At 69.8% G+C, this 19,398-nt stretch carries 18 protein-coding genes; 16 read left to right on the top strand and 2 right to left on the bottom strand.

The window, feature by feature from the left end; translation table 11 throughout:
• Positions 1 to 10: 10 nt before the first annotated feature.
• Positions 11 to 1,252 carry a CynX/NimT family MFS transporter gene (locus KIH74_RS14395; protein WP_214156417.1) on the bottom strand — a complete coding sequence of 414 codons (1,242 nt, stop codon included), beginning with the start codon at positions 1,250 to 1,252 and terminating at the stop codon, positions 11 to 13.
• Between the two features lie 53 nt (positions 1,253 to 1,305).
• Between KIH74_RS14395 and KIH74_RS14390 the strand changes: the two genes are divergently transcribed.
• The 7 genes from KIH74_RS14390 to KIH74_RS37715 all read left to right on the top strand — a co-directional run bounded on the left by KIH74_RS14390 (position 1,306) and on the right by KIH74_RS37715 (position 8,447).
• Entirely contained in the window at positions 1,306 to 2,067 is a 762-nt protein-coding gene (locus KIH74_RS14390) for an AraC family transcriptional regulator (RefSeq protein WP_214156416.1), read from the top strand.
• Between the two features lie 58 nt (positions 2,068 to 2,125).
• Positions 2,126 to 2,773: a thymidine kinase gene (locus KIH74_RS14385; protein WP_214156415.1), complete on the top strand. Its 648-nt coding sequence runs from the start codon at positions 2,126 to 2,128 to the stop codon at positions 2,771 to 2,773.
• An 8-nt stretch (positions 2,774 to 2,781) separates the two neighbouring features.
• Positions 2,782 to 3,744, top strand: a complete 963-nt coding sequence (locus KIH74_RS14380) for a methylenetetrahydrofolate reductase (protein ID WP_214156414.1) — start codon at positions 2,782 to 2,784, stop codon at positions 3,742 to 3,744.
• Positions 3,745 to 3,849: 105 nt separating this feature from the next.
• Positions 3,850 to 4,416, top strand: a complete 567-nt coding sequence (locus tag KIH74_RS14375; RefSeq protein ID WP_214156413.1) for a TetR/AcrR family transcriptional regulator — start codon at positions 3,850 to 3,852, stop codon at positions 4,414 to 4,416.
• A gap of 385 nt (positions 4,417 to 4,801) precedes the next feature.
• A complete protein-coding gene (locus tag KIH74_RS14370) occupies positions 4,802 to 5,719 on the top strand; it encodes a polyphosphate polymerase domain-containing protein (RefSeq protein ID WP_214156412.1) in 918 nt (305 codons plus the stop codon).
• Positions 5,716 to 6,393, top strand: a complete 678-nt coding sequence (locus tag KIH74_RS14365) for a DUF4956 domain-containing protein (protein WP_214156411.1) — start codon at positions 5,716 to 5,718, stop codon at positions 6,391 to 6,393. The genes KIH74_RS14370 and KIH74_RS14365 overlap by 4 nt, the downstream gene beginning before the upstream one ends.
• Complete coding sequence (locus KIH74_RS37715) at positions 6,393 to 8,447, top strand: CotH kinase family protein (RefSeq protein ID WP_214156410.1); 2,055 nt, start codon at positions 6,393 to 6,395, stop codon at positions 8,445 to 8,447. Before KIH74_RS14365 ends, KIH74_RS37715 begins: the two co-directional genes overlap by 1 nt.
• A gap of 96 nt (positions 8,448 to 8,543) precedes the next feature.
• Here KIH74_RS37715 and KIH74_RS14355 read toward each other — a convergent pair whose 3' ends face one another.
• Entirely contained in the window at positions 8,544 to 8,864 is a 321-nt protein-coding gene (locus tag KIH74_RS14355) for a hypothetical protein (RefSeq protein WP_214156409.1), read from the bottom strand.
• Between the two features lie 168 nt (positions 8,865 to 9,032).
• On the opposite strand from KIH74_RS14355, the gene KIH74_RS14350 reads away from it, so the two are divergent.
• The 9 genes from KIH74_RS14350 (at position 9,033) to KIH74_RS14310 (ending at position 19,298) form a co-directional block, all read left to right on the top strand.
• On the top strand, positions 9,033 to 9,956 hold the full coding sequence (locus KIH74_RS14350) for an ADP-ribosylglycohydrolase family protein (protein ID WP_214156408.1): 924 nt from the start codon (positions 9,033 to 9,035) through the stop codon (positions 9,954 to 9,956).
• 336 nt (positions 9,957 to 10,292) lie between these two features.
• Positions 10,293 to 10,622 (top strand): ArsR/SmtB family transcription factor, encoded by a 330-nt coding sequence (locus tag KIH74_RS14345; protein WP_308113783.1) that lies wholly within the window; start codon positions 10,293 to 10,295, stop codon positions 10,620 to 10,622.
• Positions 10,589 to 11,383: a cation efflux transmembrane domain-containing protein gene (locus KIH74_RS14340; protein WP_372492064.1), complete on the top strand. Its 795-nt coding sequence runs from the start codon at positions 10,589 to 10,591 to the stop codon at positions 11,381 to 11,383. The genes KIH74_RS14345 and KIH74_RS14340 overlap by 34 nt, the downstream gene beginning before the upstream one ends.
• A 94-nt stretch (positions 11,384 to 11,477) precedes the next feature.
• Positions 11,478 to 13,499 carry a beta-galactosidase gene (locus tag KIH74_RS14335; RefSeq protein WP_214156406.1) on the top strand — a complete coding sequence of 674 codons (2,022 nt, stop codon included), beginning with the start codon at positions 11,478 to 11,480 and terminating at the stop codon, positions 13,497 to 13,499.
• 180 nt (positions 13,500 to 13,679) lie between these two features.
• Positions 13,680 to 14,516 carry an enoyl-CoA hydratase/isomerase family protein gene (locus KIH74_RS14330; protein WP_214156405.1) on the top strand — a complete coding sequence of 279 codons (837 nt, stop codon included), beginning with the start codon at positions 13,680 to 13,682 and terminating at the stop codon, positions 14,514 to 14,516.
• Between the two features lie 199 nt (positions 14,517 to 14,715).
• Positions 14,716 to 15,090: a winged helix-turn-helix transcriptional regulator gene (locus KIH74_RS14325; protein WP_214156404.1), complete on the top strand. Its 375-nt coding sequence runs from the start codon at positions 14,716 to 14,718 to the stop codon at positions 15,088 to 15,090.
• A gap of 91 nt (positions 15,091 to 15,181) precedes the next feature.
• The gene (locus KIH74_RS14320; protein WP_214156403.1) at positions 15,182 to 15,847 is read left to right on the top strand and encodes a pentapeptide repeat-containing protein; all 666 of its coding nucleotides are present in this window, start codon (positions 15,182 to 15,184) and stop codon (positions 15,845 to 15,847) included.
• Between the two features lie 77 nt (positions 15,848 to 15,924).
• The gene (locus KIH74_RS14315) at positions 15,925 to 16,737 is read left to right on the top strand and encodes a hypothetical protein (protein ID WP_214156402.1); all 813 of its coding nucleotides are present in this window, start codon (positions 15,925 to 15,927) and stop codon (positions 16,735 to 16,737) included.
• 248 nt (positions 16,738 to 16,985) lie between these two features.
• The gene (locus tag KIH74_RS14310) at positions 16,986 to 19,298 is read left to right on the top strand and encodes a rhamnogalacturonan lyase (protein WP_214156401.1); all 2,313 of its coding nucleotides are present in this window, start codon (positions 16,986 to 16,988) and stop codon (positions 19,296 to 19,298) included.
• The last annotated feature ends 100 nt before the right edge of the window (positions 19,299 to 19,398 follow it).

Here is a 19,398-nt window from a genome sequence, read left to right as displayed (position 1 = left end):
GGCCAGTGTCCTACGCCGGTTCCGCGGCCGGCCGGGGGGTGGCCGCCAGCACGTGCCGGTCCCGGCTCGCGGCCACGCCCGCGCCCAGCTGCACGGCCAGCAGCCCGCCCAGAGCGGCCAGCGGCAGCGTCCATCCCCCGGAGACCGAGTGCAGGGCGCCGATTCCCACCGGCCCGAGACCGGCCAGCAGGTAACCGCACCCCTGGGCCATGGTGGACACGTGCCCGGTGTGCCGGGCGTCCGGCGAGCGCCACACGATGTAGCTGAGGGCCAGGCTGATCGAGGCGCCCTGCCCCAGCCCGAGCAGCGTCATCCACAGGTAGGCCAGCGGCTTCGGGTCGCCGGCCAGTCCCAGGTAGGCCACGCCCATCAGTGCGACGGCGATGAGCACCGGCAGCCAGGCCGGCCGCACCCGGCGGGCCAGGCCGGGCGAGACCAGCGAACCGACGATGCCGGGGAACGCCGAGAACGACAGCATCCAGCCGGCTTCGCCCGCGCTCATGCCGCTGTTCTGGAGCAGGGTCGGGATCCAGGTGAGCGTGGCGTAGTAGCTCATGCTCTGCGAGCCCATGTGCGCGGTGACGGCCAGCGCGACCGGGTCGGTGAGCACGGACCGGAACGACGGCTCACCCTCACCTCCGGCGGCACCGGCGCCCGGGCCCCGGCGCAGCTGCGGCAGCCACAGCAGCACGGCGAGCACGGCGGGCACCGCCCACACCGCCAGCGCGGCCCGCCAGCTGCCGCCGACCACCGGCAGCAGCGGTGCGGTCAGCCCGGAGGCCAGCGCGGCCCCGGCGAACAGGGTGGTGGAGTACAGGCCCATCATCAGCCCGGCCTGGCGGGAGAAGTCGTGCTTGATCGCGGCGGGCATCACCACGTTGGCGATCGCGATCGCCGCCCCGACCACCACGGTCCCGGCGAACAGCGCGGGCAGGCCGGGGGCGAGCCGGATCAGCATGCCCACCGCCAGCGCCGCCATCGAGGCGCCGAGCAGGCGCTGCATGCCGATCCGCCGGCTCAGCGGCGGGGTGAGGAAGGCGAAGGCGCCGAACGCCACCACCGGGATGGTGGTGAGCAGGCTGGCGGCGGTGTCGGGCAGGCCGAGGCCGTCGCGGATCTCGGTGAGCACCGGCCCGACCGAGGCCACGCCGATGCGCAGGTTCAGGCCGATCAGCAGCAGGCCGGCGCCGAGCAGCAGCTTCGGCGGGGCGTTGGTCTCGGGCGGGGCGGGGGCCCGGTGTGGAGCGGTCACCAGTCCATCCCACCCGGCCACCCCGCGGCGCGCCACCGGTAGACTGACGGGCGATGCCCGAATCCCGCCAGGACTGGAACAACCCGGAGCAGGCCCATCTGCTCGGGCACGACGAGCGCACCCCCGGGCACTCGCACGATCACGGCCACCTGGTCTACCCGGCCACCGGCGTGCTGGCCCTGCTCACCGCCGAGGGCTCGTGGATCGCCCCGCCCAACCGGGCGGTCTGGGTGCCGGGCGGTTTCGAGCACCACCACCGGGCGCACGGCGTGACCGACATGCGGCTGGTGATCATGCCGCCGGAGCTGGCCGGCCTGCTGCCGCCGCACCCGGCGGTGCTGGCGGTCACGCCGCTGGCCCGGGAGGCCACGCTGGCGCTGACCGGCCCGGCCGAGCGCGACGCCGCAGCCCGGCAACGGCTGCGACGGGTGATCATCGACGACCTCACCGCCGCCCCCGAGCAGCCGCTGCACCTGCCGCAGCCGCGCGACGACCGGCTGCTGGCGGTCACCCGGCTGGTCGAGCAGGACCTGTCCGGCCCGGCCACCCTCGGGCAGCTGGGCCGCCGGGCCGGGGCCAGCGAGCGCACGCTGAGCCGGCTGTTCGTGCAGGAGACCGGGATGGGGTTCCGGCAGTGGCGCACCCAGCTGCGCATCCACCGGGCGTTGCTGCTGCTCACCGACGGTGTTCCGGTCACCGGCGTGGCGGCCGCCTGCGGTTGGGCCAACCCGAGCGCGTTCATCGAGGCGTTCACCACGCTGGTGGGTCAGAGCCCGGGCCGCTACCAGCGTTCGCTGCGGGCCGCGTCGTCCTGAACGAGCGGGGACCTCGCCGATGGCGGGACCTAGGGCCCGCGGCTGGCAGGATGTCCCGGTGTCCGAACTCGTGTTCTTCTCCGGAACGATGGATTGCGGCAAGTCGACCGTCGCCCTTCAGACCGATCACAACCATCGCATCCGCGGCCGTAAGGGCCTGCTGTTCTCCCGGTTCGACCGGTCCGGCGAGGCGGTGATCTCCAGCCGCATCGGGCTGTCCCGCCCGGCGATCGAGGTGCACGACGAGACCGACCTGCACCAGAACGTCACCGCGCGGATCGAGGCCGGTGAGCGGATCGACTACCTGGTCTGCGACGAGGTGCACTTCTACACGCCCGCCCACGTGGAGCAGCTGGCCCTGCTGGTGGACGACCACGGCATCGACGTGTTCGCGTTCGGCCTGATGGCCGACTTCCGCACCCGGCTGTTCCCGGCCTCGGCCCGCTTCATCGAGCTGGCCGACCGGATCGCCGGGTCGCAGGCCGAGGCGCTGTGCTGGTGCGGGGCCCGGGCCACGCACAACGCCCGCACGGTGGACGGCGTGATGGTGGTGGCCGGTGAGCAGGTGGTCGTCGGCGACATCACCAGCGGCGCCACCGGTTCGGTGGCCTACGAGGTGCTGTGCCGTCGTCATCACATGCGCCGCCAGACCGCCGCGAGCGCGGTGGACCTGCGGCTGGCGGCCAGCCCGGCCGGCCCGGCATGAGCCAGGGCATGAGCAACGGCACGAGCGGTGTGGGCGACTCCGGCGGCACGGCCGACCGGGCCGCCGCCCTGCTGGCGCGGGCGCAGGACGGCGTGCTGCTCTACGGCCTGACCCCGCCCCGCGAGGGCACGGCCACCGAGCGGGCCGGTGAGATCGCGGCGGCCACCCTGGCCCGGCTGGAGGGCGTGGGGGTGGACGGGCTGATCGTCTACGACGTGGACGCCGAGGCGGACCGGGCGCAGGTGCCCCGGCCGTTCCCGTTCATGCCGATGATGGACCCGGCCGGTTTCCACGACGAGCACCTGGCCGGCTGGGACGGGCCGGTCGTGGTGTACCGGGCCGTGGGCAAGTACGAGACCGGTGAGCTGGAACGCTGGATGGCCGGCACCGACCCGGAGCGGGTGCTGACCGTGCTGGTCGGCGCGGCGTCACGGAACCAGAGCGTGAAGACCCGGCTGGGCGACGCCTACCGCCTGCACGCGGGCCTGGAGCGGCGGCCCACGCTGGGCGGGGTGCTGATCGCCGAGCGCCACGCCTCCTCCGGGCAGGAGCACGAGCGGATGCTGCGAAAGCAGGCCGGCGGCTGCGAGTTCTTCGTGTCCCAGGTGTGTTACGACCTGGACCACACCCGCGACCTGCTGTCCGACTACGCCTACACCTGCCGCGACCAGGGGGTGGCGCCGCGCCCGGTGATCCTGACGCTGGCGCCGTGCGGTTCGGCGAAGACCCTGGAGTTCATGGCCTGGCTGGGCATCGAGGTGCCGCGCTGGCTGCGGACCGAGATCACCCGCGCCGACGACCCGCTGGCCGAGTCGTACGAGCAGTGCCTGATCAACGCCCGGGTGCTGATCGCCTTCTGCCGCCGGCTCGGGCTGCCGTTCGGCGTCAATGTGGAGAGCCTGACCAACCGCAAGGTGGAGATCGAGGCCTCGGTGGACCTGGCCCGGGAGGTGCGGGCCCTGCTCGGCTGACCCGGCATCGTCCGGACCCGGCCGGGCAACTCAGGATCTTGGTCCCCCGAGCGGTGGACCATAAGACCCGAAAACATTCGCCCAGCTGGGGTGTTCAATGGGATCGTGACTGAGGAACTGCTGGATCCACGGGTGAGGCGCACGCGCGAGCGGCTGAGCACGGCAGCCCAGCAGTTGTTGCGGGAGCGCGATCTGGAGAGCATCTCGGTCACCGACATCACCACCGTGGCCCGGGTCAGCCGGCCCACGTTCTACCTGCACTACAGCAGCGCCGACGACCTGCTGGCCGAGACCGTGCGGCACGACCTGCACGCCCTGGGCCTCAACGCCGCCCGGCTGTGCCCGCAGGAGGTGCTGTTCGAGCTGGTCGCCGAGCTCAACCGGCTGCGCTGGCTGTACCGCCGGCTGATCGGCCAGAGCACCCAGTTCGGCCGCAGTCGCGAGGAGGTCGAGGGGTATCTGACCGCCCGGCTGCACGAGCAGGTCGTGGTGCGGCGTCCCGACGTCCCGGCGGAGCGCGCGCAGGAGATCGCCCGGTTCGTGTCCGGCGGTGCGCTGGCCCTGCTGGCGCTCTGGCTGGTCCCGGCCGAGGCGGCGCCGGAGACCGAGGTGCGGGCCTTCAGCGATCGGGTGTGGCAGTTGTTCTCCGGTGTTCTCGACGCGGTGGTGTGAAGTCCGGCGTGCGCTGAGACATTTCGTCCGGAGCCCTCCAAGGGTGGACGACGGGGAGGCCGACCGGCCTTTCGTCGTCCACCCTTTGCTTTTGCCCTATGAATTGGCTGTGAATAGCCGTGAGGCGGCTATTTCTTTTTCGCCCGGAGTGCCGCCCCCGAAGCCGTGAATGTGCTGCACATATGCGGTTCACCTGCGCTTTACCCATTAGTACGGAACGCTGGGTGGCGGATGTGAGGGTGTTGCGAGAATGCCGGTTCTCGGTCATGTTTGGCGTCGTCCGGCGTACACCGGCCGTCCATGTCGTGTTCAATTGCCGATAACCATGTCGCAGGCACACCGGACGGCATCCCTCACCCGCCGGTGAGCCGACCGATTGGATGTCATGCGACTGCGCCTTCGCCGAACGGCCGACGCGTCGGGGCCTGCACCCGAGGAGGCCGGGCCCTCGTCGTCCTCCGCCGAAAACCCTTCTGCGGCCAGCGGAAGCGAACTCGAGTCCGGCCGCGCGCTGCGTTCCTTCAACCGGTACGAGATCAAGTACCTGATGCCGGTGGTGGAGATTCCCCGGCTGCGTGAGGAACTGGGGCGCCGGCTGAAGAGCGACACCCACGGCGTCAACGGCGGTTACGGGGTCTGGAGCACCTATTACGACACCCGCGACCTGCGTTTCTACTGGGAGAAGATCGAGGGCCTGAAATTCCGGCGCAAGCTGCGGGTGCGGCACTACGGCAACCGGTTCGACGTGGACGACGACACCGTCGTGCACGTCGAGATCAAGCAGCGGGTCAACCGGGTTACCCAGAAACGGCGTGTCGCGCTGCCTTACGGCGTGGCCCGAGACCTCTGCGACCGGCGGGTCATGATCGAGCACGGCTCCTCGTCGAAGGCCTTCGTCGAGGAGGTGCTGGAGCTGGTCACGCTGCTCGACCTGGCACCGGTGATGATGACCGGTTACCAGCGTGAGGCGTTCGAGGGGACCGAGGCCGACACCGGTCTGCGGGTCACCTTCGACCAGCGAGTTCGTGGCCGGGACCGGGACTTTCACTTCGCCGCGGACGCCGAGAACCGGCTGATCGTGCCGGCCCACCTGTCCGTGGTCGAGTTCAAGGCCAACGAGCGGGTTCCGTACTGGCTCACCGACCTGGCCGGCCGGCTGAACATGTCGGTGGTGCGGGTGTCCAAGTACTGCCAGGGCGTCGAGGCCTACGAACGGGCCCCGCGCTCCATCTTCCACATTCCCGACGAGCAACCGGCCGGCGTCCCGGCCGGTGACGCAGAAACAGTGAGGTCTGGTTCATGAACCTGGAAGTGCAGGATCTGTCCGGGACGTTCAGTGCCGGCGACATCGCCCTGTCCCTGGCCCTGTCGTTCGTGCTCAGCGCCGCGGTGGCCTGGGTCTACCGGTTCACTCACCGGAACGTGTCGTACAGCCAGTCCTACGTGCAGACGCTCGTCGTGCTCGGCATGCTGATCTCGCTGATCATGCTCATCGTCGGGTCGAACATCGCCCGGGCGTTCGCCCTGGTCGGCGCGCTGTCGGTGGTCCGGTTCCGCAACGCCATCAAGGAGACCCGTGACGTCGGGTTCATCTTCGTGGTGATGGGCATCGGCATGGCCACCGGCACCCGGTTCTACTCGCTGGCGGTCGTGGCGGCGATCTCGATCTGCCTGGTCATCGTCGTGATGTTCCGGTTCAACTGGTTCGCCTCCCACGTGCAGCGCCAGGTGGTCAAGCTCCAGGTGCCCTCCGAGGGCTTCTACACCGACGCCATCCAGGACGTGCTGATCGCGCACACCAGTGAGTTCGAGCTGGTCAGCATGGAATCGATCCGCGGCGGTGCGATGACCGAGATGATGTACACGGTGCGCCTGAAGTCGGGTCACGAGCCCGGTCAGCTGATCTCCGCCCTGGGGGAGCGCACCGGTGGCCAGCGGGTCACGGTCCTGACCGGATACGACCAGACGGACCTGTGATGCCCGAGGCATCGGCTCCCAAGAGGCTTCTCCGGCACCGGATCCCGGTCCGGATCCGGCACTACTGGAAGCTGCTCGCGCTCTGCCTGGCCTTCGCCCTCACGGTCGGGGTGGTGTTCAGCACCGTGCGGATCGCGCCGCTGGTCACCAGCACGACGTCGGCGAGCACCAGCGGGATGACGACCAACGTGCTGGGCGACACCGACCTGTTCGACGCGACCGTGGCGCACAGCATCGAGATCACCTTCCGCGACGCGGACTATCAGAGCATGCTGGACAGCTTCTGGGACGACGGCGAGAAAGACTACGTGGAGGCCGATCTCACGATCGACGGCACCACCGTTCCGAGCGTCGGCATCCGGCTGAAGGGCAATTCCACGCTCCAGGGGCTGACCCGGGACGGGGAGAGCCGGCAGACCGGGACGGGCGGCGGCCGGGGTGGCGCTGGTCAGGGTGGTCAGGGCGGACCTGGTGGTCAGGGCGGACCTGGTGGTCAGGGCGGACCTGGTGGTCAGGGTGGCTTCCCGCAGGGGCAGGACGGCCAGGCCGATCAGGGGCAGGCGGGTCAGGTGACGCCGACGGCTCAGCCCACGTCGGATGCTCAGGCCACGTCGGATGCTCAGGACACCTCGGGTGCCAAGGCGACTTCGGGTGCCAAGGCGACTTTGGGTGCCAAGCCACCGTCGGGCGTCCAGGCCAGTTCGGGTGCGCAGGCGAGCGGTGCGCCTCAGGCGAGCGGTGGCGCGACGTCCACGGCTTCTGCCCAGCCCACCACCGAGGCCCAGGCGAGCGACCAGGCCGGCCAGACGGGTCAGGACGGCCAGACCGGTCAGGGCGGGATGGGGCAGGGCGGCGGCGGGTTCGGTTCGTCGTCCCTCAAGACCGAGGAACCCGAGACGCTGCCGTGGCTGATTCGTTTCGACGAGTTCGTGGAGGGCCGCTACTACCAGGGGCACCGGGAGATCAGTGTCCGGGTGTCCGGCCAGGGCGGTGGTGAGAACGTGCTCAACGAGGCGGTCTCGCTCCAGACCATCGCCGACGCGGGGGAGACGGCCGAGAAGTACGCCTACACCAGCTTCACGGTGAACGACCGGCCGACCACCACGCGTCTGGTGGTCGAGCACCCGGACGAGGACTTCGCCGGCGGTATCGGTGACAACGGCGTGCTGTACAAGAGTATGGCCAACAGCCAGTTCACCGATCAGGGTGACGACCAGACCGACTACGAGGACGATTTCAAGCAGATCACGATGAAGGGCAGCCAGGATCTCCAGCCCGTCATCGAGTTGATCCGCTGGGTCAACGACGCCAGTGACGAGGAGTTCGACGAGGAACTCGCCGACCACGTCGACGTCGAGTCGTTCGCCAGATACGTTGCGACGCAGAATCTTCTGCTCAATTCTGACGACATGGCGGGACCGGGCCGCAATTATTATCTGTGGTACGACCTGGACACCAAGAAGTTCTCGGTGATCGGGTGGGACTACAACCTCACGCTGTCGAACAACGCCGAGCTGGGCCCCGAGGACTCGGCCAGCATCGGTGGCGGCGGAGGAGGCGGTGGCGGTTTCGGCGGCGGCGAGATGCCCGAGGGCATGGAACTGCCTGAGGGGATGCAACTTCCGGACGGCGCGCAGATGCCCGGCGGTGCCACCGACAACGACGACGCCGGTGGCGGCGGTGGGATGGGTGGCATGAGCGGCCACGTGCTGAAGGAGCGGTTCCTGGAGAGCGACGCGTTCTCGGCGGTCTACCAGGAGGCGTACCAGGAGCTGTACCAGAAGATGTACGCCGACGGCTCGGCGCTGGACGCGCTGGACGCCGCCGTCCAGGTGCTCTCCACCGCCGACGGCTACGACGAGGCGACCACCACCTCCGAGGCCGAACAGCTGCGCACGCTGCTGACCCAGCGTCAGCAGTACCTCTCCACCAGCGAGTTCATCACCGGAACGTCGTCCACCACGAGCTCGGGCTCCGGCTCGGACTCCGGGGCGACGTCCACCCCGCAGGCGACGTCGAGTGCGGGGACGGGGGCGAAGAGCACCGCTGACTGACCCACACCTCATGGACGACGACGTCCGTGGCAGAACAGCCGACCGCCGATGCCCCGGCGTCGGCTGTTCTGTTTGTCAGGGGCGATCGTCGATGAATCATGTCTCCTGCGACACGACCGCCGGCCAGGGCGGCCCGCCGGGTTCACGCACGAGCGCGACCGGATGCTCGCGGTACTCCCTGGACAGCAGGAATTCCAGGCCCCGGTAGGTCAGGCAGGACGCCTGCACGTTCCGATGATCCAGATGGATGACGGCGGAACGGAATTCGGCGTTCGGGAGTTCGTCCAGGACGACGTCCATGACCTCTCGCTGAGGCAGGTCGCTGACCGGGGACAGCACGTCGTTCAGGAGGAAGCTCTGCACATTGCCGACATGCTGGAGGAGGATGGAGTCCTCGGTCAGGGGCGTTCCGGGCACGGTGACAACGGGATCAGTGAGAATCCCGATCAGTGAACCGTTCAATCTTCCCGGCCAGGGCCGTAACTCGATCGGCTGGGCGTGGCCTTCGAGGGGTTCGGCCCCCGGGACGACGTAAACGGTAGTCATGGTCTCGGCTTTCTGGTCGGTGGCATACTGGGGCGCTCCATGACATCTCATCACCTGTGCCGTGACAGTCTTGACGGCCTCTCCGTGGGCGACGCCCTGGGCGCCCAGTTCTTCGTCCCGGGAAACTCTTTCGATGATCTCCTGGCCGGACGCCCGCCCGCGGCGCCCTGGCCCTGGACCGACGACACCGAGATGGCCTGCTCGGTCGTCGCCGAGCTGAGTGCTGGGGGCGCCCTCGACCAAGATCGCCTCGCCACCGCCTTCGCTCAGCGCCATGAACCCTACCGGGGCTACGGGGCCGGTTCGATCGTTCTGCTGCGGCAACTGCGCGACGGCGCGTCGTGGCGGAAGGCCGCGCCCGCCGCGTTCGACGGTCAGGGGTCGATGGGCAACGGGGCGGCCATGCGGGTGGCTCCGCTCGGTGCTTTCCACGCGACCGATCCGCGCACCGCCGCCCTGGAGGCGATGCGCTCGGCGGAGATCACCCACACTCACCCGGAGGCGATCCTCGGCGCGGTGGCCGTGGCGGTGGCAGCCGCGCACGCCGGTGCCACGCGCCTGGCGGGGGAGCGCCCGGAACCGGCCCGGCTTCTGGACGCGGTGCTGGACGTCCTGGTGGAGAGCCGGGTGCGCGCCGGTGTCGAGCGGGCCCGCGGGATGCTGGGGGCGAGCGTGGCCGAGGTGGCCTACGAACTGGGCAACGGAGCAAGGGTTCTGGCCCACGACACCGTTCCCTTCACCCTCTGGGCCGCCGCCACTTACCTGCACGACTACCCCGCGGCGATCACGGCCTGCGTGGAGGCGGGCGGGGACGTCGACACCACCGCCGCCATCGTCGGCGGGATCGTCGCCGCCTTCACCGGTACCGGGGGGAACGGTGTCCCGCACGCCTGGCTGACCGCCCGCGAACCGCTGCCGCACTTCGCGCTGCCGGAGATGTCTCCGGGTGACGTCGTGCTCTAGGGCCGGCCGCAGTCGTGGGGTGGGCCCCGGGGGACTCGGTCCGCTCGGGGACGTCGCCCTGGCCACAGAACTCGACCGGCTGGCCGGCCCGGACCGTCTGCGCGTGATGACCCTGCGTCGGGCCGGGACCGACATCGGTGGCGTGCTGGGCATGGCGGCCCTGTCCTTTCGCCTCTCGGTCTCTGCCGCAGCGACTTTCGGGATTGCGGGTGGGGCACTGCGGCCGCTGTACTCCTGCTCGTCGCCGTGGCGCGGCGTGCGATGCCGGGGTCCGGGGGGCACTGCGATACATAGTTCACTCTTTGCTGTATTCAGCTGAGGCTGTACTGTCAACGCGTGGAGACGCTCACCGACGGCCAGGTCCTCGCCCGATTCGGCCACGCCCTGTCCGATCCCACCCGGTCGCGGCTGCTGCTGGCCCTGCGTGAGAAACCCGGCTACCCCGCCGAACTCGCCGACGAGCTGGGCGTCACCCGGCAGAACCTCTCCAACCATCTGGCCTGCCTGCGCGGGTGCGGACTCGTGGTCGCGGTGCCCGACGGCCGCCGCACCCGCTACGAACTGAGCCACGGTCGCCTGGCCCATGCCCTCGGCGACCTGCTCGGCCTGGTTCTCGCCGTCGACCCCGCCGCCTGCCCGGTCTCCGATCAGGAGGGATGCTGCTGATGCCCGACCCAGCCCCCACACCCCTGACGCTCACCCAGTGTCTCGGAGACCAGCGTCCCGGAGACCAGCGTCCCGGAGACCAGCGTCCCGGAGACCAGCGTCCCCCCGGCAACACCGCCGCCGAACAGGCCCGCCTGACCCGCCGGGTGCGACTGCTGGTCGCCGCCACCATCGCCTACAACGTGATCGAGGCCGGCGTCGCCCTCACCGCCGGGGCGCTCGCCTCGTCCACCGCCCTGATCGCCTTCGGTCTCGACTCAGTCATCGAGGTCTCCTCCGCGGCCGCCGTGGCCTGGCAGTTCGCCGCACGCGACCCACAGACCCGCGAGCGGGTTGCCCTGCGCGTCATCGCCCTGTCGTTCTTCGCGCTCGCGGCCTACGTGACGGCCGGATCGGTGCGGGCCCTGACCGGCCACGCCGAGGCCGCCCACTCCACCCCAGGCCTGCTGCTGGCCGCACTGTCGCTGCTGGTCATGCCGTTCCTGTCCGCGGCCCAGCGCCGCGCCGGCCGGGCTCTGGACTCCCGCAGCGCCGTCGCCGACTCGCGGCAGACGCTGCTGTGCACCTACCTGTCCGCCATTTTGCTGCTCGGGCTCGCCGTCAACAGCCTGTTCGGCCTGACCTGGGCCGATCCGGTCGCGGCCCTGGTGATCGCGGCGGTCGCGGTGAAGGAGGGGCGGGACGCCTGGCGCGGCGACGCCTGCTGCGCGCCGCCGTCAGGACGTTCCCCGGCAACCGGGTGCGCGTGCTGCGCCGAGTAGTGGGCTTCACACCGCTCAGTTCCCGCGTCCCCGGCGGTCCGTGAAAGAGTCTGCTCGGAAACCGATCCCGAGTAGCAAGGACGCTGACGTACCCATGCTCTACGGTGCCGACTACAACCCCGAACAATGGCCGCACGACGTCTGGGACGAAGACGTGAGCCTCATGCGGGAGGCCGGGGTGACCACCGTCAGCCTCGGCATCTTCTCCTGGTCCCGGCTCCAGCCCGGCCCCGACACCTGGGACTTCGCCTGGCTCGACACGGTGATCGACAAGCTGCACGCGGGTGGCATCGGGGTGAACCTGGCCACGGCCACCGCCTCGCCCCCGCCGTGGGTGAGCGTGGAGCACCCCGACGTGCTGGCCACCGACGAGAACGGCGCCACCTACTGGCACGGCTCGCGGCAGCACTACTCCCCGGCCTCGCCCACCTACCGCCGTCTGGCGGGCGAGCTGGTGCGGCGCCTGGCCGAGCGCTATGCGCACCATCCGGCCGTGGTGATGTGGCACGTCAACAACGAGTTCGGCTGCCACCTGCCGGTCGAGTACTCGGCCTCGGCACAGACCGCGTTCCGGGACTGGCTGGAGAAACGCTACTCCGGCATCGAGCAGCTGAACCAGGCCTGGGGCACCGCGTTCTGGTCGCAGCGCTACGCGGCGTGGCGCGAGGTGATGCCCCCGCTGAAGGCCCCGTACAGCCGAAACCCTGCCCAGTTGCTGGACTATCAGCGCTTCATGTCGGACATGTGGCTGGAGTGCTACCTGGCCGAGCGTGACATCATCCGGGCCGCCGGCGCCACGCAGCCGATCTCGACCAACATGATGGGCGCGTTCAAGCCGGGCAACTACGCCGCCTGGGCCCCGCACATCGACGTCATCACCGACGACTGCTATCCCGACCCGCTCGACCCGGACCGGGCACGCAACACGGCTTTTCAGCGCGACCTGATCCGCTCGCTCAAGCGCGGCACGCCCTGGCTGCTGATGGAACAGGCCACGGACGCCGTCAACTGGCGCCGCAGCAACCCCTCCAAGAAGCCGGGGCAGCTCGCCGCCGAGACCGCCCAGTCGATCGGCCGGGGCGCCGACGGCATCTTCTACTTCCAGTGGCGCCAGTCGCGGGCGGGCAGCGAGAAGTTCCACTCGGCCATGCTGCCGCACGCCGGCACCCGCTCCCGCACCTGGCAGGAGGCGTCCGGGCTCGGCAACCTGCTGACCCGGCTGCCCGACCTGCCCGCCCCCGGTGACGACGCCCCGGTTGCCCTGGTGTTCGACTGGGAGAACTGGTGGGCGGTCGAGAACCCCGACCACCCGAACACTCTCGACTACCTGGCGCTGGTGCGGGACTGGTACGGCGCCCTGCACCGGCGGGGTGTCGCGGTCGACGTGGTGCCGCCCGAGCAGGTCGACGGCCGCTACCGGCTGGCGATCGCCCCGTTCCTGTATCTGCTGCGCGACGAGGGGGTTTCGGCCCTCACCCGGTTCACCGAGTCCGGCGGCACCCTGCTCACCGGTCCGTTCAGCGACATCGTCGACGCCAACGACCGTTTCTGCGAGGGCGGTTTCGTCACCCGGCTGGGTCCGGTGCTCGGCATCGGCCTGGAAGACTTCCGCCCGTTGCCGCTGCCGTCGGGCGCCCAGGTCGCCGAGCGCGCGGGGCAGAGCACAACAGTGGACGACGAGACGACCGACGACGCGCGCTCCCGGGTCAGGGTGACCTTCAGCGACGGTACCGGCCTGACCGGAACCCATGTGGCCGAGGCACTCTGGGCCGACGCCGCCGAGGTGGTCGCCACCTTCGCCGACGGCCCCAGCGCCGGGCGCCCCGCCCTGACCCGCCGCGACCACGGCGCCGGCCAGGCCTGGTACATCGCGACCATGCCGGACCGTTCCGGCCTCGACACGGTGGTGGGCGGGCTGTTGCAGGCCGCCGGCGTCGAGAGCCTGACGCTGCCGGCGGGGGTCGAGGTGGCCCGCCGGGGCGACCTGCTCACGGTGATCAACCACGGCGACGGCCCGGCGGCCGTCAGCCTGCCGGGACATGACCTGCTCACCGGTGAGGAGTTCGGCACCCGGGAGCTCGCGCCGCAGGCGTTCGCCTTCCTCCGGCAGTCATGAAGATGCTGTCCCGGGGTGGGCGAGTTCCACCCCGGGACAGACCTTCCTCGTGCTCATCCGGTACCGGCGCTGATCCCTGGTATCCCGAAAGTGCCTTCTTGTGAGCGCGGTTCACCCCGCCCAATCATTGGTATGCGTTGAACACCTACACGCACATCGACAACTGAGCGGAAGAAGTTCATGGAACTGCCTGACTACAAGTCTCTGCACGTCGGCATCGTCGCCGGGGTCGCCACCGTGTCGCTCGACCATCCACCGGTGAACACCCTGGACGGGCCGATGATGCTCGAACTGCACGACCTGCTCGGGCGGCTGCGTGCGGACGACGCCACCCGGGTGATCGTCTTCGAGAGCAGTCATGACGAATTCTTCCTGGCGCACGTCGATTTCGGGATCTTCGAGAGCTATCCCGCTCTGGAGGCGGTCAAGAAGGATTATCCGCACGTCAACGTTCATCAGGGGATCGGTGAGCTGCTGCGCAGCCAGCCGCAGGTCACCATCGTGAAGCTGGCGGGAATCGCCCGCGCGGGTGGTGCAGAGTTCGTCGCCGCCGCGGACATGACCTTCGCCGGTATCGAGCGGGGCAAGATCGCGCAGAGCGAGGTGCTGCTCGGGATTCTTCCCGGTGGTGGTGGAACTCAGTATCTGCTGGAGAGGGCCGGGCGCAATCGCGCGCTGGAGGCGGTGCTGGGGGCCGACCTGCTCGATGCGGAGACCGCTGCCCTCTACGGCTGGATCAACCGTGCGGTTGCCGATGCCGAGCTCGATGCCTTCGTGGCGCGGATCGCCGCCAACATCGCGGCGCTCGACCCAGGAGTGATCGAGGGTGCGAAGCGTGCCCTCCCGGCAGCAGATCTGACCCGTGGCCTGAATCTGGAACACGACGAGTGGAACCGGCTCGTCCAGGGGGAACTCCCGGTCGGGAAGATGAAGCTGGCCATGGAGCGCAATCTTCAGACGGTGGAGTCCGAAAGGGACCTTGAGGGCTTCCTGCGCAAGGTGGCGGCCGACGCCTGAGGTGATATGCCGTGCGGGTTTCCGGTCGGCACCCACACGGCGCATCGTGGGGCCGGGGGCCGGCCGGGAATCCCCGTCAACAACGGGGTGAGACGTTCCACACCGTTGCCACAGCCTGTCGCGGTACGCGTCAGGCATGTAGGTTCCTGGAGAATACCAGGGTGGCCCTGGACGCGATCGGGCACCGAGAGGAAGACGGATGAACTCGAAGGCTTCGGTGGCGACTCCACGGTTCGTGGCGAACTGCCCGACGCGGCCGATTCTCGACCAGGTCGCCGACAAGTGGACGATGATGGTGCTGGCCGTGCTGGAAGAGCCCACCCGGTTCAACGAGATCCGCAGGCAGCTGGAAGGCGTCACTCAGCGTGTGCTCACCCAGACGCTGCGCCGTCTGGAGCGCAACGGGCTGGTCGTGCGGCGCGTCCTGGAGACCTCGCCGGTCGGGGTGGAGTACTCGCTGACCCCTCTCGGCGAGTCCTTCCGTGAGCCGTTCACTCGCCTGTACGAATGGGCGCTGGCCAACAGCGACGAGATCGAAGAGCGGCAGCGATCCTTCGATGCCCGAAACGCCTGAAAAGCCCAGGCGGTGGCGACCGGCTGAGCCACTGCCGGGCAGCTACCGGGCGGGGCTGCGAGCTCTGCGACCGCACCCCTAGTCTCGGGGCATGGCAGCCCCTGTTCGCATCCGCAGACCCAAGAAGCCCCAGGGGCACCGCACCTTCACCCCGGCGGTCTCGCCCGCCGACGACCTCGACGACGAGAAGACCCTCAGGGCACTGATTTACCAGGGTTCTGACTTCGCCGGTCGCAGCGTCTACGGCTGCGACGTGGAGGAGAGCCGGCTGGAGGCGGTGCGGCTGGGCGACGTCGAGCTCGACCAGGTGATCATCTCCGACACCGTGCTGGAGCGCTCCGACCTGGCCAACGCCCGCTGCCGCGGGGTGTCGCTGCTCCAGGTGCTGCTGGACGCCTGCCGGCTCACCGGGTCGTCGTGGAGCGACGGGCTGTTCCGTGACGTCACCCTCACCGACTGCCGCGCCGACCTGACCCGCTTCCGGCAGGGCAAGCTGCGCTCGGTGGCGTTCACCGACTGCAACCTGCGGGGGGCCGACTTCCAGTGGGCCGAGTTCAGTCACGTGGAGTTCACCCGCTGTGACCTGAGCGCGGCCCAGTTCGCCAACGCCCGCATGTCCGGCGTGATGTTCACCGACTGCACCCTCGACGGCGTGGGCGGGGTGACCGGGCTCAGGGGTGCCACCGTGCAGGCCCGCGACCTGATCGGCCTGGCTCCCAGCCTGGCCCACGAACTGGGCATCGGCATCGAGGACTGAACATCGCCGAACTTTTCCGGTCCGGCGTGCATCCAACGCAGCGGCGGTATCCGGCAACGGGAAGAATGGACAAGCACATGAAGAGGGCAGCAGCACTGCTCGGGGCGCCGGTGGCGCTCGTTCTGCTGGCCGGCTGCGGCGGGGCCAGCGGCACCGTCACGGTGGACGGCACGGCCGGCCCGGCCGGGGTGGCCGGCGCCCAGACCACGACGCCGGCGGCGGGCAGCACGGGCTCCTCGTCGTCCACCAGTTCGCCGGCCTCGACGAAGACCACGACCACGGACGACGGCGAGGGCTGCGCCGCGACCGGCGACGCGGTGCCCGACCAGGCCGGCACGGCCCTGGCCGGTGACCTCGACGGCGACGGCGCGCGCGACCAGATCTGGCTCGCGGACGAGGACGACGAGCGTTACCTGGGCGTGCACACCGCCAGCGGCGCCACGTTCTCCACCACCTTCGAGAGCGCCTCGCCGATCGCGGCCAGTGCGGTGGGCGACACGCTGTCCGACGGCACCGCGGTGATTCTGCTCGACACCGGCCGATCGGCGGCGCTCTACACCGTGGTGGGCTGCGAGATCGTGGCGACCACCAACGTCAAGGGCGAGCAGTACACCTTCGACGAGGGCTTCACCGGCTACGGCACCGGCGTCGGCTGCCCCACGGTGAAGGACCAGAAGATCCTGGCCGGTTACAACGTGGGGGATCAGCACGACGACGGCTTCACCGTGCTGCGGACGAAGATCGAACTGAGTGACGGCGGGCGCTCGGCCACGAACGGCGCCGAGACCGACACCGGTATCTGGATGACCGACAGCAAGCAGATCACGGCAGCCCGGTCGGTCACCTGCGGTGTCTCGAAGACGGCGAAGGAGTCCGGCCGGGTGTCGTGATCGGGGGCGGGTGCTGAATCGTTCGAGGCCTGCCGGACGGCGATGACGGCGGCCCGGCCAGAGGCGTCAGGGACGTCCCCGCCGGGCCTCCGGTCACCCGGTGCCCGCGAAAAGGCGCGCGACGGAGCGGCCTTGCGGGCCGATCCGGGCCCGTCCGGCTCACAGGTGGTTGACATGGACAAAATGTCCGGGTGGAGTGGAACCGCACCATGAGTTGAAACGATTCACGGACCCTCTGAGGAGACCCGATGACGAGTCCCCGCACGAAACGCCTGCTCGGAGTGGGCCTGGCCGCGGCCTGTGCCGCCGGGCTGCTGCTCACCGGCCCGGCCGGTTCACCCGCGGCGGCGGCCGCCCGCACCTCCGGTCCCCGGCTGGAGGAGCTCGACCGCGGGCTGGTGGCCGCGGTCACCGGCGAGGGCGTGTTCCTGAGCTGGCGCCTGCTCGGTGAGGAGGCGACCGGTTCCTCGGAGACCGGCCTCACCGGAACGAATTTCAACGTGTACCGGGGTGGCAGGAAGCTCGCCACGGTCACCGACAGCACGAACTACCTGGACGCGGGCGGCACGTCGACGTCCACCTACCGGGTGGTGCCGCTGAAGGGCAAGAAGGAGAGCGGCCCGGCCGCCACCGTGACCCCCTGGGGCGGTGATCATTACGATCTGCCGCTCCAGAAGCCGGCGGGCGGCACCACCCCGGCCGGCGAGGCGTACACCTACTCGGCCAACGACATGAGCGTCGGCGACGTGGACGGTGACGGCCAGTACGAGTACGTCGTCAAGTGGGACCCGTCCAACTCCAAGGACGTGTCGCAGGTCGGCTACACCGGCAACGTGTACATCGACACCTACCGGTTCGACGGAACCCTGCTCAGCCGCATCGATCTCGGCAGGAACATCCGGGCCGGGGCGCACTACACGCAGTTCCTGGTGTACGACTTCGACGGCGACGGCCGGTCGGAGATGATGTTCAAGACCGCCCCCGGCACGAAGATCACCCGGTACGGCAAGAACGGCAGAATCGTCTCGGAGAAGTACATCTCGCTGCCGAAGTCGGACGTGAAGGCCGGCTACGCGAACACCGACGACTACCGGCTCAGCGCCGCCGGCTACTACGACCACCTGGTCGACATGTTCCAGGGCTGGAGCACCCGGCCCGAGGTGACGTCGGGGCAGTGGCCGAAGACGCTCGAGGCCGCCTTCGGGATCGAGCCGGAGTACGACTACCCGCTCAGCACGGCGGACGCGCAGGCGCTGGTCGACTACTTCATCGACGTCTACGCGCCCTCGCGCAGCACGCGCAACGCGCTGCGGTCGTTCGAGGGCTTCATCGTGGACGGCCCGGAATACCTCACGGTGTTCGACGGGGCCACCGGAAAGGAGCTCCAGACCGTCGACTACAAGCCGGGACGCACGGACGACGGGCTGCTGTGGGGCGACTACGCGATGGCCCGGATCGAGCCCGGCAACCGCGTGGACCGGTTCCTGGCCGGCGTCGCCTACCTGGACGGCAAGCGTCCCTCGGCGGTCTTCGCCCGCGGCTACTACACCCGCACCACGCTGGTGGCGTACCACTGGAACGGCAGGAAGATCACCCAGGACTGGTACGTGGACAGCGGTTTCACGCCGATGACCAACCCGTTCAACGACTCGCCGCACGGCCGGGACGGGACCAGTCAGGAGTACGGCACCCTGACCACGCAGGGCTTCCACTCGCTGAGTGCGGCCGACGTGGACGGTGACGGCAGGCAGGAGATCGTCTACGGCGGTGCGACGATCGACGACGACGGCAGCCTGCTGTACTCGTCGTTCGACGAAATGCCCGCCGGCAGTGCGGCACCCGGCACCGTCGCCCGGCTCGGCCACGGTGACGCCATGCACGTCACCGACATCGACCCGGACCGTCCGGGCCTGGAGATCTTCACCGTGCACGAGGGTGCCACCTCGGCACCGTACGGCATGGCGCTGCGCGACGCCGCGACCGGCGAGGTCCTCTACGGCGCCTACTCCGGCGCGGACACCGGCCGGGGCATGGTCGGCGACGTGCTCGGCGGGCAGCGTGGTCTGGAGACCTGGGCCAGCATGCCGGGCGGCTCCGGCGCCCTGGGACTGCACACCGCGCAGGGTGAGCGGGTCACCGACTCGATCCCGGGCACCAACCAGAGCATCCGCTGGAAGGGCGATCTCACCACGCAGATCCTGAACGGCTCGGGCACCGTGACCCCGACGATCGACGACTGGACCGACGGCACCCTGCTGACGGCCACCGGCACCTACACCAACAACGGCACCAAGGGCACGGCCGGCCTGGTCGCCGACGTGCTCGGGGACTGGCGGGAGGAGCTGCTGGTGCGCACCCAGGACAGCTCGGCCATCCGTTTCTACCTGAGCACCGACGTCACGGAGCACAAGCTCTACACGCTGATGCACGACCCGCAGTACCGGGTGGAGGTGGCGCGCCAGCAGACCACCTACAACCAGCCGTCCTACCCCGGGTTCTACCTGGCGTCGGACATGACCGCGGCGGACTGGTCGAAGGTTCCTCTGCCGGGCCGCAACTGACGATTGCGTGAACAATGGTGGACGACGTGGGGCCCGGGCCGGCCCGGCGTCGTCCACCATTGTTGTTCGCGCGAATACCAGACGGCGGACGGGGTTTACG

The sequence above is a fragment of the Kineosporia corallincola genome (assembly GCF_018499875.1).
In the GTDB taxonomy this organism is placed as follows: Bacteria; Actinomycetota; Actinomycetes; order Actinomycetales; family Kineosporiaceae; genus Kineosporia; species Kineosporia corallincola.
The sequence above is the reverse complement of the archived record's forward strand: the minus strand, read 5'-3'. Positions and strand labels throughout refer to the sequence as shown.